The organism is Pseudotenacibaculum sp. MALMAid0570, from assembly GCF_040151415.1.
Classification (GTDB): Bacteria; Bacteroidota; Bacteroidia; order Flavobacteriales; family Flavobacteriaceae; genus Polaribacter.
In genome coordinates this window covers 231,282-244,278 of the sequence record NZ_JBDKWF010000048.1, presented here as the reverse complement: position 1 = coordinate 244,278, position 12,997 = coordinate 231,282, and the positions used below count along the sequence as shown (strand labels likewise).

The following is a 12,997-nucleotide window of genomic DNA, read 5'->3' as shown; positions in this document are numbered from 1 at the left end:
AGAAGTTTGATCTTTTCAAAAATAAAGAAAACAAGAAATTTAAAATGCAGCCAAATGGCACTATTTTGTTTTTTTTCGAATTCGAGACATGTGTCTTTTCGAAATTCCTAAAAAAGAAGCGAGATAATGTAGAGGAACTTCCGATAAAAGTTTAGGCTCATTTTGCAACAATTTTTTATAACGCTCTACAGGAGTTAGGGTAAGTAAATCGATGCGATAATCGTCTATAAGGAAGATTTGCCGTTCAATTAGATTGAAATAAAAGGTATAAAAAGCAGGATTATTTTTCATAAGTGAATGAAAAGAATCTACACGAATTACCCACAAACTAGAGTTGACTAAAGCTTTAATGTTTTTTCTGGATGGAGTCTTTTGTAAGAAGCTTTTTAAAGCAGAAGTACACGAATTTTTTAAAGCTAAGTATGTTGTTTTTTCGTCTTCAATAATATCTATAGAGTGTTGCAAAACCCCGCTTTCTATAAAGCAGAAAAAATCACAGACACTGCCTTTTTGAACTAAAAATTGATTTTTCTCTAATTCCAAAAAAGAAAAAGAATGTATGATTTCTGGAATATGTTTTTCTAAATCTTTTTGATCAATAATTTCTCTTAAAAATGAGGGAAAATTCGATTTAAGAACATCCATTTCAACTATTGTTTTGCCAAAGATACTTTTTTTCGAATCGTGTAAAATAGAAAAGAACCCACAGATTGTGGGTTCTTAATAGAATTTTTATGTAAAATCGCGTATTACTTTTTTATGAGTCCAGCAATAAAGAGTATCACTACTGCTCCAATAACCCCAGTAATAAGATCATTTACTATATCTCCTGCAAAATCAAAACTGATTCCTGCAATCCCGAAAAGCCAACTTCCTACAAATCCCCCAACAATACCTAAAATAATGTTGATTAAAATTCCAAAACCGCCGCCTTTCATAAGCTTTCCTGCTATAAAACCAGCAACAGCTCCAATTAAAATACCGTATAACATAGTATAAAATTTAGTTAGTTAATAAGTTCTAATGTAAGTAAATAAAATCTAAAAATAAAGAAGAGTTATTAACATGTAGTTGAAAAACAAGGGGTTAGAAATGGTTTTTAGTTTTTTCTATTTGGCTTTGGGTCCTCGTCAATAGGTGTAATTAGTTGATAATCGTAAGAGAAAATTAGTTTTCTCAATTTGTGATAATCTCCATTAGACGGAAGTTTTATTTTTCCAGATAAAATGTCTTTTCTTATTTCTTTAAGGTTGATAACAGTCCATTGATCTTTCTTTGCAAATTGAGTTAATAAAGCAAGCCTTCTAAAACTTCTTTTATATTTTTCAAAGTTATTTTGAATCCCTTTTTCTGTTTTTGAATAAGAAACCCAAGTATTGATGGAAGTACTATTCGTTTTGCTTTTTTGGGCTAGCTCTTCAGTTAAGTGCCCCACATCAAAAGCACCATTTGAGATTAGTTTTGAAGCATGCAAACTCCCTATTTTTGTAAACACTTTTGGACGTTTTTCTTTTTTTAAAGCTTCTTTGTATTTTTTCATAAAGTTATTTCGGATATAGCTAATACGATCTGCATGTGAATCATTTCTCCAATGAATATAGATATCCCAACTAATTTTCATGTTGTTAATAATATCTTGTGCTTTTTTATTTGACTTCTCGAAAGCACTAAAAAAATCCTGTACAGCTTTTTCCTTCTTAATTAACGGATAAGCATTGTCAATTTTCTTCTGAACCTCAGCAATAAAGTGTTGATACATTGCTTGTTGAGCCAATTGTTTTAATTGATTGACTTTTTTATACTTAGAAGTGTTTTTTACAGTAGTTACCATTTCATCCATTAAGAAAAATGGAGAAAAATAAAATTCCTGATCTATTCCCCATAAATGCATTCCATTTTCTCTTGCTATTTGAAGAAATTCAGCATCACTTACACCATCAAAAAAAGGAATTGGTACAGCAGTATCTTTCCCTTGGCTTACAGAATATCTGCTGTTAAAAGCATATAAGTTTTTCACTGTCTCAGAAGCAGGTGATGATAACTCAGACAACTTTTGAGCAGAATTTGGTCCCACTTCAATAGCAAAATAGTTAAAACCAGCCTTCTTTAAAAGAGGCATAAATGCTTTTATAATAGTTGATACTTGTTCAGATCCATGAGTTTCACCATAATTGATAAATTGTGAGGACTTTATCATTCTTTTTAAAACCTTCGCTCCTGAACCTTTTAATTCATTATTCTCAATAGTAAAATAGTTAGTGTGTTTTTTAAGGTAATCTGAAGAGATAGTTTGAGCAGAAATATGACAGCTAATAATAATAGCAACCATAAGAATAAGTAGATGTTTCATTTTTTTGTGTTTAATGTTGATAATCAATTCTGGTGCAATTTTAAAGGAGAAACATTTTGTGATAGAGAAGATTAAACCAATGCCAAAAAAAACGGGATTAAAAAACTTTTTCACTCAACAAACGAGTTGGTTGTGGTAAATAGAAAATTCGTAAGATAAAAACGCTACTTTGTCAGAGTAAACACCAAAAACTAAAAAGACATATTAGTTTTGTAAGTATGAAATGGAATCAAGAATTAAAATATAATATTCTCTTTGGACTTCTTTTTGTCTTAGTAGGCGAGACATGGAACTTGTCTGTCGAGATGTTTTTTAGCGGTACTTCAGATCGTTGGAATCAGATTAACCTTGGAGGTTTTTTACTGTTCATTACGTTTAATATCGCCTACTTTACTGTTTATGCTCTAAATTATTTGGTTTTCGCCCCTAGATTTTTGAAACTTAACAAGGTACCACATTATATTCTTGCCTTTTTTATCATGGTTCTTTGTTTTGCAGCAGTTCGGTTCTTTCTAGAAGAAATTGTTGGCTACCATTTGTTTGGAACGCATAATTACAATCTTAATAGAGATAATATTGTTGCAATTTATTTGATTGATAGTACAGGTTATACATTAAGACCTTGTTTGTTTAGTAGTTTGATGTATTTGTTTTTTAGATATAAAGAAAACACTAAGCTTGTCAATCAGTTAAAAATACAACAACAAGAAGCACAAATGGCAATGTTACAATCGCAAATAGGACCTCATTTCTTATTTAATACGTTAAACGGGTTTTATTCTGATTTGTATGATAAAAATCCAGAAGAAGCAAAGGGCATTTTAAAACTATCCCAATTATTAAGGTATATTACCTATGAAGTAAAAGAAGATTTTATGCCGTTAAAAAAAGAGATCGCCTTTATCAAAGACTATCTTTATTTTTATAACAAGAGATATGAAGATAATTTTTACTTAAACTTAGAAATCAAAGGGAATATTAAAGAACAAAAAATCCCATCGCTAGTGTTAATTCATTTTATAGAAAATGTCTGCAAACATGGTGTAATTGATGATAAAGAAAACCCAGCTAAGGTTAAAATTATTATTGAAAAAGATGTGATTAAAGTTGCGACAGAAAATAAAATCAACACCTCTGAAAAGTATATGGACAAAGGAATTGGAACAGAAAATATTAAAAGCCGAATGAAGATTTTGTTTAAGGACAATTACGAGCTTACTTATAACTCAAAAGACAATTATTTTAGTACGTATTTAAAAATGCCACTATGAAAAAAGAATTCACATGTATTATAGTAGATGATGAACCGCCAGCAATTAGATTATTAGAAAAATATGTTGGAAAAGTTGGGTTTTTAAAACTAGAGAAGACCTTTAACAAGTCATTACAAGCATTGAGTTTTTTAGAGAATAATCCTGTTGATCTTGTTTTTTTAGACATCCAAATGCCAGAAATCACAGGAATTCAATTATCAAAAATCATTAATAAAAAAACACATATTATTTTCACAACGGCTTATCCTGAATTTGCTCTAGAAAGCTATGATGTTTCTGCAATTGATTATCTGCTAAAACCAATTGAATTTGAGCGTTTTTACAAAGCAGTTAAAAAATTACTACCTAAAGAAAACGAATCAGTTATAGAGAAGTCGAATGAAAAAGAATATATTTTCTTTAAAACAGACGGGAAGAACAAATTTGCCAAGGTCTTTTTGAAGGATATTTTATTTGTACAGGGATTAAAAAACTACGTAGCAATTCAACAAAACTCATCAGAGATTATTACATACAATACCCTAAAAAATCTCAAAGAAATGCTCCCAAAGAAAAACTTTATTCAAATTCACAAGTCATATATTGTGTCTATAAAACATATTGATAGCATCGAAAATGATGCTATTTGGATTCAAGACAAGCAGTTGCCTATTGGAAATACCTATCGAAAAGAGTTTTTTGAAAAAATCAACCAAAACGAGTTGTAAAAAACGTAACAATCTTGACTTTTTTGTTGGATTTACAGAAATTCATTCCCTGCTTTTTTTCTTACCGATGAAAATTGGTAAATTCATGCGTTCAAAATCAAACCCAAATGAAATTCTTATTCAAGTATCTATTGTGCTTTTTTTCAATCTACGCATTAGCACAACAACCCGCAACCAAAGCAAGTATCGTTCAACAATCACTTGCTGATAAAGAAAAGTTAACACAAAACTCAATAGTTAAAAACATCTCTTTTACAAACATTGGCCCTACTATTATGAGCGGCCGTGTTGCAGATATTGATGTAAATCCCAATGATCCAACAGAATTTTATGTAGGATACGCTTCAGGAGGATTATGGTACACAAACAACAACGGAACAACATTTACGCCCGTTTTAGACAATTCTCCAACTCAAAATGTAGGTGATATTGCTGTAGACTGGAAAAATGGAACCTTATGGGTTGGAACAGGAGAAAAGAATTCTTCACGTTCTTCCTATGCAGGAATTGGAATCTTAAAATCTACAGATAAAGGAAAAACTTGGAAAAATGTTGGGTTAACAGACTCACATCACGTCAGTAGAATAATTATAAATCCTAAAAATCCAGATGAAGTTGTTATTGGAATTATTGGTCACTTATACTCTCCAAATGCTGAAAGAGGAATTTACAAAACAACAGACGGAGGTAAGACTTGGAAAAAAACATTATTTATAAATAATGACACGGGTATTATTGATGTTGTTTCAGCTCCTAACAATTTCAGTGTTATGTACGCAGCTTCTTGGGAAAGAGAACGAAAAGCATGGAATTTTGATGGAGATGGAAAACATTCTGCTATTTACAAAAGTACAGATGGAGGGAATACTTGGAAAAACATATCTAATAACAACGGATTTAGAAATGGAGATGGTGTTGGAAGAATTGGATTAGCTGTCTACGATGAAAACACAGTATATGTTTTACACGATAGTCAATTTAGAAGAAAATCAACCGGACCTAAGAGAAACAATTCTGGAAATTTGACCAAAGAAGACTTTAAAACCATGTCTGTTGACGAATTTTTAAAACTAACAGACAAAAAGTTAAATACATATTTAAAAACCAATGGTTTTCAAGAAAAATACAGAGCTGAAAATGTAAAACAAATGGTACGTGCTGGTTCGGTGAAACCAGTAGATCTAGCAAAATATTTAGAAAATGCTAATTCTTTATTATTTGACACTCCTGTAGAAGGAGCTGAGGTTTTTTTAACCACTAATGGCGGGAAATCTTGGAAAAAAACACATAAAGGACACATTGAAGGATTGTATTATTCTTATGGATACTACTTCGGAGAAATACGAGTTGACCCTCAAGACAAAAACGGAATTTATGTGCTGGGAGTGCCTATTTTGAAATCGAAAGATGGAGGAAAGTCTTTTACATCTATTAGTAGAGAAAATGTACATGCCGATCACCAAGCACTATGGGTGAACCCTAAAAGAAAAGGCCATCTTATTGACGGAAATGATGGAGGATTAAATCTTTCTTATGACGATGGTGAAAGTTGGGTGAAACTAAATAACCCTTCAGTAGGTCAATTCTATGCAATTTATGCTGACAATCAGCAGCCTTATCAAGTATATGGAGGATTGCAAGACAATGGAGTTTGGACCGCATCAAACAATGCCAGAATTAACAAAAGATGGCATCAAACAGGTCAAAACCCATACAAGTCTATCATGGGAGGAGATGGAATGCAAGTGCAAGTAGATGATAGAAATCCCAACATTGTGTTTACAGGATATCAATTTGGAAATTACTTCAGAATTGACCGTGAATCAGGAAGAAATAAATACATTCAGCCCAAACATACTTTAGGAGAAAACCCCTATCGATTTAATTGGCAAACACCCATTCATTTGTCTAGACACAATCAAGACATTCTATATTTAGGAGGAAATAAGCTACACAGAAGTTTAAATCAAGGAGATACATGGGAAACAATTTCTGAGGATTTAACAACAGGAGGAAAAAAAGGAAACGTAGCCTACGGAACTTTGACCACAATTTCAGAATCCCCATTTCAATTTGGATTGCTTTATGTTGGTTCAGACGATGGATATGTACATGTATCAAAAAATGGAGGAGGTTCTTGGGATAGGATTTCTAATTCCTTTCCAAAAGATCTTTGGGTAAGTAGAGTGATAGCTTCAAAGCACAAAAAAGAACGTGTTTATGTAACCTTAAACGGTTACCGTTGGGATGATTTTACCGCTTATGTTTATGTGTCAGACGATTATGGTAAAACATGGAGAAATATCTCTAGCAACATTCCAGCTTCGCCAGTGAATGTAATCCGAGAAGATTCTAACAATGCAGATTTATTGTATGTTGGAACAGATAATGGTGTATATGCTTCTTTAGATAGAGGTAAAAGCTGGTTCCCTTTCCAAAAAGGATTGCCAAATGTTGCAGTTCATGATTTGGTTATTCAACCCAAAGCAAAAGACCTTATTGTAGGAACTCACGGAAGAAGTTTATATAAAGCAAACATTGCTTTTTTACAATTAATGAACAAAGCATTAACAGATAAAGAAGCACATATTTTTACGGTTGCTAATATTAGAAAAAGAGGAAATTGGGGAAGCTCTAGAAGTCAATGGTCGCAACCTTTTACTCCTCAAATGACAATTCCTTTTTACACCAAAGGAAGTAAAAAGGTGACAATAGATATTTACCATGGAGATATCAAAGTAAACACAATTGCGTTACATACTGATAATGGTTACAATGAAGCTAAGTTTGATGTTTCATTCTCAAAAAAAGGAAGAAAGAAATACATGAGTAATTACAAAGATGCATCTGTTAGAAAAGCACAAAATGGAGTTTACTATTTACCTAAAGGAAAGTATACAGTTAAGATTGGCGATGCAAAAGGAAGTTTTGAAATAAAATAAAGACAAACACAATCAATCATAAAAAAGGCGCAAAATATAGTAGCGCCTTTTTTTATGCGCAGATATGTTAAAATAAACTTAATTAACATTTTGAAACTCTTTAAGAGCCTTTATAAAGAGTTAGATTCGCGAGGTCAAATTTTTTGAAAACCAACCGATGTTAAAGAAAGTGATCTTTTCTTTGACCTTTCTATTGTCACTAATGACATATTCTCAAGAAAAGTCAGAAGACCTCAGAATATTTATTGATTGCGATCGATGCGATAACCAATATATCCGACAAAATCTAGGAAATGTAGAGTTTGTTAGAGATCAAAACCTAGCAGAAGTCCATTTATTTTTTACTACCCAGCGCAACGGAAGTGGCGGAACAGAGTATGTTGTAGATTTTATTGGGAGAGAATCATATGCAGACATCAAAGACAGGTTGAGTTTCAACACCAATGCCACAATGACCTGGGATGAAGTAAGAAACTTAACGCTTAAATACATCAAATTAGGCTTGGTACGTTATTGGATAAAGGCAGGTAAAATAGATGCGATTACCATTAATGTTGAAAACAATTCCAAAGAAGAAGAGAAGATTGTGGAGAAAACAGAAGACAAAGATCCCTGGAATTACTGGGTGTTTAGAGTGGGAGCTAATGGAAATTTTAATGGCCAAGAGACGCGAAGAAATAGTAGGATAAACGCTAGTATGTCTGCCAGACGAGTAACTGAGAAAAACAAGCTCTTTATTAGAATTGGTTATAACGAAAACAGAACGGTTATTGAATTTGATGGAGATGAATCCATTACTTCAAGAAATTCCAAAAGTTTAAATATCAATGATGCAATTAGCATTAGCGATCACTGGTCTGTAGGAGCTTTTGCTCACATGAGAACATCAATATTTAGCAATTTGGATTTCTCATGGGGATTTAGACCTGCCATTGAGTACAACTTCTTTGATTATGCAGAATCTGCAAAAAAGCAAATCACACTTTCTTATAATAACGGAATTAGATACAATGATTATATAGAGCTCACAGTTTTTGGGAAAAATGAAGAGTATTTGTGGGAACACCGTTTAGCCTTAGGAGCCAGTATTAACCAAAAATGGGGAAGTCTTTCAGGGCAAGCTTCTTTTGATCAGTTTTTACAAGACTTAAGCCTTAATTCTTTGAACTTTCGTATTAATGCAAATGTTAGAGTGTTCAAAGGATTTAATTTCAATGTAGGCGCTCGTTATAGCATAACAAACAATCAAGTAAACTTATCTGCAGGAGGTGTTACTCTTGAAGAACTTTTGTTAAATCAACAACAATTGCCCTCTTCGTTTAATTATGGGTTAAATATAGGTTTCAATTATACGTTCGGATCTATCTACAATACTATTGTAAATCCTAGATTTGGGTTTTAACTTTAGCCCACCTTCTTTCAGTAACAAGAATCATTCTAAATACTGAGTAAAATAAGGTTCAACGTTTGCGCATCAAACGATTGAGCCTTACCTTTGTATTGATTAAAAATTAACGACAAAAATGAGTGGACTTCTCAACTCTTCAATAGGAAGAAAGTTTGCCATGGCTCTTTCGGCACTCTTTCTGATGATTTTTCTTTTACAACATTTTGCCATCAATATTCTTTCAGTTTTTAGTGCTGATGTTTTTAACGAAGCATCACATTTTATGGGAACTTTCTGGGCGGTGCAATATTTGCTCCAACCTGTATTGATTTTTGGAGTGATATTTCACTTTGTGATGGGATTTGTATTAGAAATCAAAAACAACAAAGCACGTCAAATTAAGTATGCAAAGAACAATGGAGGCGCAAATTCATCATGGATGAGCAGAAACATGATTTGGAGCGGATTGGCAATTTTAGCCTTTATCGTATTACACTTTATCGATTTCTGGATTCCTGAAATCAACATCAAATACATAGATGGAGATATGTCGGGACTACTTGATCCTAATGTAGCCGATAGTGGATTTAGATACTATGAAGAATTAGTTCATAAATTCCATAGCCATGCTAGAACCATTGCATACTGCGTTGCATTTATTTTTTTAGCGATGCACTTATTGCATGGATTCAATTCGGCTTTCCAATCAGTTGGAGCAAACAATAAGTATACAAAAGCATTAAAAGGATTTTCAAAAATCTATGCTATAGGAATTCCTTTAGGATTTATTTTCATAGCATTGTTTCATCATCTAAAACAGATTTTATAGGATGGCTTTAGATTCAAAAATACCTCAAGGACCACTAGCAGATAAGTGGACAAAACATAAAAACGAGATCAACCTTGTAAACCCAGCCAATAAGCGTTTAATAGACGTTATTGTTGTTGGAACAGGATTAGCAGGAGGTTCTGCTGCTGCAACCTTAGCAGAACTAGGATATAATGTAAAAGCATTTTGCTTTCAAGATTCGCCAAGACGTGCGCACTCTATTGCAGCACAAGGAGGAATTAATGCAGCAAAGAACTATCAAGGAGACGGAGATTCAACTTACCGATTGTTTTACGATACGGTAAAAGGAGGAGATTATCGTTCTCGTGAGGCCAATGTTTATCGTTTGGCTGAGGTTTCTGCAAACATCATCGATCAATGTGTGGCACAAGGAGTTCCTTTTGCACGTGATTATGGAGGATTGTTAGACAATCGTTCTTTTGGAGGAGTTTTGGTATCAAGAACCTTCTACGCAAAAGGACAAACAGGTCAGCAATTATTATTAGGAGCTTACTCAGCAATGAATCGTCAGATTGGTCGTGGTAAGATCAAGATGTACAACAGACACGAAATGTTAGATGTTGTTGTTGTTGATGGAAAAGCACGAGGAATCATCACTCGTAACTTAGTTACTGGAGAGATAGAACGTCATTCAGCTCACGCCGTTGTGTTAGGAACGGGTGGTTACGGAAACGTATTCTTCTTATCAACCAACGCAATGGGATCAAATGTAACTGCTGCTTGGAAAGCACACAAAAGAGGAGCTTATTTTGCAAATCCTTGTTACACACAAATTCACCCAACCTGTATTCCAGTTTCAGGAGATCATCAATCAAAATTAACATTGATGTCTGAATCTTTGAGAAATGACGGACGCATTTGGGTGCCAAAAAACATGAAAGACGTTGAAGCAATTAGAGCAGGGAAATTAAAACCTACTCAGATTGCTGAAGAAGATAGAGATTACTATTTAGAAAGAAGATACCCAGCCTTTGGAAACTTAGTACCACGTGACGTGGCTTCAAGAGCAGCTAAAGAACGTTGTGATGCTGGTTATGGAGTAAATGCAACAGGAGAAGCAGTGTATTTAGATTTTGCATCTGCTATTCAACGTTACGGAAAAGAGCAAGCACAAATCAGACACTTAGATCAAAACGATGCTGCTTTGGTAAAATCATTAGGGCAAGAAGTAGTTAAGAATAAATATGGAAACTTGTTCCAAATGTATGAGAAGATTGTAGATGAGAATCCATACGAAACTCCAATGATGATTTATCCAGCTGTTCACTATACCATGGGAGGTGTTTGGGTTGACTATAACCTACAAACTACTGTTCCAGGATTGTATTGCATTGGAGAAGCAAATTTCTCTGATCACGGAGCTAACCGTTTAGGAGCATCAGCATTAATGCAAGGTTTAGCTGATGGATATTTTGTTTTACCCTATACAATTGGAGATTATTTAGCTGATGATATTAGAACAGGACCTATTTCAACAGATTCACCAGAATTTGAAGAAGCAGAAAAGAATGTTCGTGAAACCATTGATAAATTAATCAATAACAAAGGAAAACATTCTGTAGACTATTTCCATAAACGCTTAGGAAAGATTATGTGGAACAAAGTTGGAATGTCCCGTAATGAAAAAGGACTCAAAGAAGCCATTGAAGAAATTTCTGCATTACGTCAAGAATTTTGGAATGATGTTCGAATTCCAGGTGAAGCAAATGAGTTTAATGAAGAATTAGCGAAAGCCGGAAGAGTTGCCGATTTCTTAGAATTAGGAGAACTATTTGCAAAAGATGCATTACATAGAAGCGAATCTTGTGGCGGACACTTCAGAGAAGAATCTGTTGAAGAAGACGGGCCTCAAAAAGGAGAAGCCAAGCGTGATGATGAAAACTTTACCTATGTAGCTGCTTGGGAATACAAAGGAGAACCTAAAGATGCGGTCTTACACAAAGAAGACTTAGAATTTAACGATATAGAATTAAAACAAAGATCATATAAATAGGAAGGATATGAATTTAACTTTGAAGATTTGGCGTCAGAAGAACGCTAGCGATAAAGGAAAAATGGTAGACTATCAAATTGCTGATGTATCTCCAGATATGTCTTTCCTTGAAATGTTGGACGTTTTAAACAATCAGTTAATTGAAAGCGGTGATGAACCAGTTGCTTTCGATCATGATTGTAGGGAAGGAATCTGCGGAATGTGCTCTCTTTACATCAATGGAGAAGCTCATGGTCCAGATAGAGCAATTACTACCTGTCAATTACACATGCGAAAGTTTAAAGATGGTGATACAATTTATATCGAACCATTTAGAGCGAAAGCATTTCCAGTAATTAAAGATTTGGTTGTAGATAGATCTGCTTTTGATAGAGTACAACATGCTGGAGGATTTATTTCTGTAAATACTTCAGGAAATACACAAGATGCAAACTCAATTCCAATTAACAAACACGATGCAGATGCTGCTTTTGACGCTGCAACTTGTATTGGTTGTGGAGCTTGTGTAGCTACTTGTAAAAACTCTAGTGCAATGTTATTTGTATCGGCAAAAGTTTCTCAATTTGCTTTATTACCACAAGGACAAGTAGAAGCTACAGATCGTGTATTAAACATGGTAAAACAAATGGACGAAGAAGGATTTGGTAACTGTACCAACACAGGGGCTTGCGAAGTAGAATGCCCTAAAGGAATCTCTTTAGAGAATATTGCCAGAATGAACCGTGAATATTTAAGAGCGAGTTTGAAAGGATAATAATAAATGTCACCTCGAGCGCAGTCGAGAGGTTTCTGATATATAAAAAACCCAAGCAATTTGCTTGGGTTTTTTTACTTCCTCCCAAAATCAGCCGGAATCTCACCCCAAGCTTTGGTCTCCCATTTGATAATAGGATTTTGATAAGAGTTTTCTTTCAACCATTTTTCAGCACGAGTAATTAAATCGAGTAATTCTTTATTTGAAGAATCAAATGCAATGTTGGTTCTACATTCTTTCTTTTTCACCCAAGACATTGCAATTTTAGAATCAGAGTAAATAGGCATTTTATGTAGACCTTTCTTTTTAAGTAATGCAATGCCGTGAACCAAAGCTAAAAACTCTCCAATATTATTTGTTCCACCTTTGTATGGGCCTTTTTTAAAAACTTCTTGCTTGTTAGAATTCAAAACGCCGCGATATTCCATTTTGCCAGGATTTCCACTACAGGCTGCATCAACAGTTAATGTATTTTCAATAGGAGAGCCGTATTTGGCTTTTTCAGCAGCAGATAAAGTAGGTTTTTTAGTAGTTTTCCCCTTGTAGTCTTTATAACTTTTTTTAAATGCTATGTCTGCTTCTTTCTTCTCAGTAAAAGATTTGTATTGAGCACCTTCAAAGCCTTGGACTAATTTTTTTACTCTATCCCAAGAAGTAAAAACACCGGTCTCTTTTCCTTTCCAAATAACATAGTATTTCTTCTTGGCCATATATATATTTTGATATATGAAATAAGAATC

General features: G+C 33.7%; 11 protein-coding genes. 7 read left to right on the top strand and 4 right to left on the bottom strand.

Annotation, left to right across the window (positions count from 1 at the left end):
- Nucleotides 1-60: 60 nt before the first annotated feature.
- From AAON49_RS09295 to AAON49_RS09285, 3 genes are all read right to left on the bottom strand, one after another.
- Nucleotides 61-645, bottom strand: coding sequence for a Crp/Fnr family transcriptional regulator (locus AAON49_RS09295; protein ID WP_349554244.1), 585 nt, complete (start codon nt 643-645; stop codon nt 61-63).
- Nucleotides 646-749: 104 nt separating this feature from the next.
- A complete protein-coding gene (locus AAON49_RS09290; RefSeq protein WP_349554243.1) occupies nt 750-992 on the bottom strand; it encodes a GlsB/YeaQ/YmgE family stress response membrane protein in 243 nt (80 codons plus the stop codon).
- Nucleotides 993-1,099: 107 nt separating this feature from the next.
- A complete protein-coding gene (locus AAON49_RS09285; RefSeq protein ID WP_349554242.1) occupies nt 1,100-2,350 on the bottom strand; it encodes a hypothetical protein in 1,251 nt (416 codons plus the stop codon).
- Nucleotides 2,351-2,568: 218 nt separating this feature from the next.
- Between AAON49_RS09285 and AAON49_RS09280 the strand changes: the two genes are divergently transcribed.
- From AAON49_RS09280 to AAON49_RS09250, 7 genes are all read left to right on the top strand, one after another.
- The gene (locus tag AAON49_RS09280) at nt 2,569-3,621 is read left to right on the top strand and encodes a sensor histidine kinase (protein ID WP_349554241.1); all 1,053 of its coding nucleotides are present in this window, start codon (nt 2,569-2,571) and stop codon (nt 3,619-3,621) included.
- The gene (locus tag AAON49_RS09275) at nt 3,618-4,331 is read left to right on the top strand and encodes a LytR/AlgR family response regulator transcription factor (protein ID WP_349554240.1); all 714 of its coding nucleotides are present in this window, start codon (nt 3,618-3,620) and stop codon (nt 4,329-4,331) included. Before AAON49_RS09280 ends, AAON49_RS09275 begins: the two co-directional genes overlap by 4 nt.
- Nucleotides 4,332-4,438: 107 nt before the next feature.
- Nucleotides 4,439-7,273, top strand: a complete 2,835-nt coding sequence (locus tag AAON49_RS09270) for a VPS10 domain-containing protein (RefSeq protein ID WP_349554239.1) — start codon at nt 4,439-4,441, stop codon at nt 7,271-7,273.
- A gap of 202 nt (nt 7,274-7,475) precedes the next feature.
- Nucleotides 7,476-8,675 (top strand): hypothetical protein, encoded by a 1,200-nt coding sequence (locus AAON49_RS09265; RefSeq protein ID WP_349554238.1) that lies wholly within the window; start codon nt 7,476-7,478, stop codon nt 8,673-8,675.
- 121 nt (nt 8,676-8,796) lie between these two features.
- Nucleotides 8,797-9,489, top strand: coding sequence for a succinate dehydrogenase cytochrome b subunit (locus AAON49_RS09260; RefSeq protein ID WP_349554237.1), 693 nt, complete (start codon nt 8,797-8,799; stop codon nt 9,487-9,489).
- Between the two features lies 1 nt (nt 9,490).
- Entirely contained in the window at nt 9,491-11,503 is a 2,013-nt protein-coding gene (locus AAON49_RS09255; RefSeq protein WP_349554236.1) for a fumarate reductase/succinate dehydrogenase flavoprotein subunit, read from the top strand.
- A gap of 7 nt (nt 11,504-11,510) precedes the next feature.
- Nucleotides 11,511-12,257 (top strand): succinate dehydrogenase/fumarate reductase iron-sulfur subunit, encoded by a 747-nt coding sequence (locus AAON49_RS09250; protein WP_349554235.1) that lies wholly within the window; start codon nt 11,511-11,513, stop codon nt 12,255-12,257.
- A 74-nt stretch (nt 12,258-12,331) separates the two neighbouring features.
- On the opposite strand, the gene AAON49_RS09245 is transcribed toward AAON49_RS09250, so the two are convergent.
- Entirely contained in the window at nt 12,332-12,967 is a 636-nt protein-coding gene (locus tag AAON49_RS09245) for a ribonuclease H1 domain-containing protein (protein ID WP_349554234.1), read from the bottom strand.
- Nucleotides 12,968-12,997 lie beyond the last annotated feature (30 nt).

What these genes read in the sequence shown, in the direction of transcription:
- AAON49_RS09280 (WP_349554241.1), top strand. Translation starts at nt 2,569, where the DNA reads ATGAAATGGAATCAAGAATTAAAATATAATATTCTCTTTGGACTTCTT.
- AAON49_RS09250 (WP_349554235.1), top strand. Translation starts at nt 11,511, where the DNA reads ATGAATTTAACTTTGAAGATTTGGCGTCAGAAGAACGCTAGCGATAAA.
- AAON49_RS09295 (WP_349554244.1), bottom strand. Translation starts at nt 645, where the DNA reads ATGGATGTTCTTAAATCGAATTTTCCCTCATTTTTAAGAGAAATTATT.
- AAON49_RS09245 (WP_349554234.1), bottom strand. Translation starts at nt 12,967, where the DNA reads ATGGCCAAGAAGAAATACTATGTTATTTGGAAAGGAAAAGAGACCGGT.
- AAON49_RS09285 (WP_349554242.1), bottom strand. Translation starts at nt 2,350, where the DNA reads ATGAAACATCTACTTATTCTTATGGTTGCTATTATTATTAGCTGTCAT.
- AAON49_RS09270 (WP_349554239.1), top strand. Translation starts at nt 4,439, where the DNA reads ATGAAATTCTTATTCAAGTATCTATTGTGCTTTTTTTCAATCTACGCA.
- AAON49_RS09275 (WP_349554240.1), top strand. Translation starts at nt 3,618, where the DNA reads ATGAAAAAAGAATTCACATGTATTATAGTAGATGATGAACCGCCAGCA.
- AAON49_RS09255 (WP_349554236.1), top strand. Translation starts at nt 9,491, where the DNA reads ATGGCTTTAGATTCAAAAATACCTCAAGGACCACTAGCAGATAAGTGG.
- AAON49_RS09290 (WP_349554243.1), bottom strand. Translation starts at nt 992, where the DNA reads ATGTTATACGGTATTTTAATTGGAGCTGTTGCTGGTTTTATAGCAGGA.
- AAON49_RS09265 (WP_349554238.1), top strand. Translation starts at nt 7,476, where the DNA reads ATGACATATTCTCAAGAAAAGTCAGAAGACCTCAGAATATTTATTGAT.
- AAON49_RS09260 (WP_349554237.1), top strand. Translation starts at nt 8,797, where the DNA reads ATGAGTGGACTTCTCAACTCTTCAATAGGAAGAAAGTTTGCCATGGCT.